General features: G+C 69.7%; 2 protein-coding genes. Both read right to left on the bottom strand.

Annotated features, from left to right (window positions below; genetic code table 11):
- Positions 1–95: 95 nt before the first annotated feature.
- Positions 96–1,208, bottom strand: coding sequence for a hypothetical protein (locus C8N38_RS20980; RefSeq protein ID WP_245895839.1), 1,113 nt, complete (start codon positions 1,206–1,208; stop codon positions 96–98).
- A gap of 75 nt (positions 1,209–1,283) precedes the next feature.
- On the bottom strand, positions 1,284–1,580 hold a 297-nt coding region (locus tag C8N38_RS22090; protein WP_245895840.1), incomplete at its 5' end, for a TniQ family protein.

Consider the following 1,580-nt stretch of genomic DNA (forward strand, 5'->3'; position numbering starts at 1 on the left):
TCTCCGCCCTGAATGACGCATATTTCATCTTGGGCAATCGCTCTTTCGCCCCTGCCAGGAGGGCCTGCTGACGCCCGGCGCGTTCGGGCTGCCATTCACGACAATCTCGGATCGGCAGCCAGCACATCCTCGCGCCAATAAATCCTGCTGAAGTCAGGCGGCATCGCCAGCATGTCGATGCCGGTGTTCCGGAGCCTCATCGACAATGCCCCCTGCGGGCGCTTCAACAGCTCTGCGAGCTCGCCGAGTGAGATGTATCGTGCCCGGAAAGCACGTAGACTGGCTTGCGACACAGCCCGTGTGCCCTTGCGATGCCGCCCGGCCGGATCGGCGCGGCTCAGCAGGCCCTGTTCGGTCAGATAAGTCACGGTCTTGGCCGTCACGCGCAGATAGCCCGCGGCCTCGCTGAGGGAGAGCCCCCGGGCCAGAAGTGGACCGCCCGGCGTGGCGACGCGAGGCCCATTCCCTTCCGCCTCACGCGGGCTGTCTTCCGCGGGCCGGACCGCAGCCGTCGTCTCGCGCCGATAGGCATCCAGCATCCTGTCGGTGACAAACCCGTTCAGGACGACGCCACCGCACCGGTCGCGCCGCGCAAGCCCCCTCCGGACAAGGCCATCCAGAGCCGTCCCGCCAAGCCCCGTCAGCGCGGCCGCCGCGGGCGGACCGGAGGCAGCACGCCCCTCCGACGGCAAGCCGAGCACCGTGACACCCTTCCGGATCGGAAAAGTCTGGAAGACATGGCGGCGGACGACAGCCCGAAGCGGCTCGGCCTCCTCCCCCAGCCCGCGGCCTCCGAGCCAGGCCATCCAGGGGCCATAGGCCCGGCCGAAGAACCGCCGCCTGCCGCCGTCCGCACCCGCCACGGCAGCAAGGCAGGCGCAGAGCGCGTCCGGGCCAGCGCTCAGCACCTCGTAGCCTCTGGCCCCGAACCGCACCCAGTCCGCCGCGCCGTGCCCCGTCAGCGCCGCCTCGGGACCACGGTCCAGAAGCAGGCCCAGCACCTCGCAGGCGCGCGACGCCACGTTGAGCGCGAGGCTGTCGATCCAGTCGCCCTTACGGCCCGTCAGGACACGGGCGGCCAGATACCGCTCGAACGGGGTGTGGTCGGCCGGAACCGGTTCCTGCGCCAGGATCCAGTCGAAGTGCTTTCGGATCTGGGCGGTGAAGTCCTTGCCGTTCCTCGAGAAAGTCTCGGGCGGCAGCGACACCAGCCCGCAGCCGTGGTCCGGGCAGGACCGGACCGAGACGAGCTTCCAGTGCAGGCGGCGCGGCAGGCGCCAAGCCTAGCCCGCGGCGGGCACCTCGCTCCGGACGCAGGCCGGGCAGACGCGGACGCGGCTGCGATGAAGGCTGTGGGTTGTGGCGATCTCGTCGCGCAGGCGAAAGCGGTTCCGCCCGAGATGCCGGATCGAGACCTTTCCCAGGGCGGCAGGATCGCATCCGGCCAGTTGGGCCAGGTGCACGATGGCGACGGGCTCGCCCCTGAACAGCGGATCGATCGGAAAGGCGATGTCGCCACAGAATTGCTGCACCGATCCGGCCCCATTCCTGGCCGCAAGACGCGACAGCAGCGACGATGC

It is taken from the genome of Rhodovulum kholense (assembly GCF_003053725.1).
Classification (GTDB): domain Bacteria; phylum Pseudomonadota; class Alphaproteobacteria; order Rhodobacterales; family Rhodobacteraceae; genus Rhodovulum; species Rhodovulum kholense.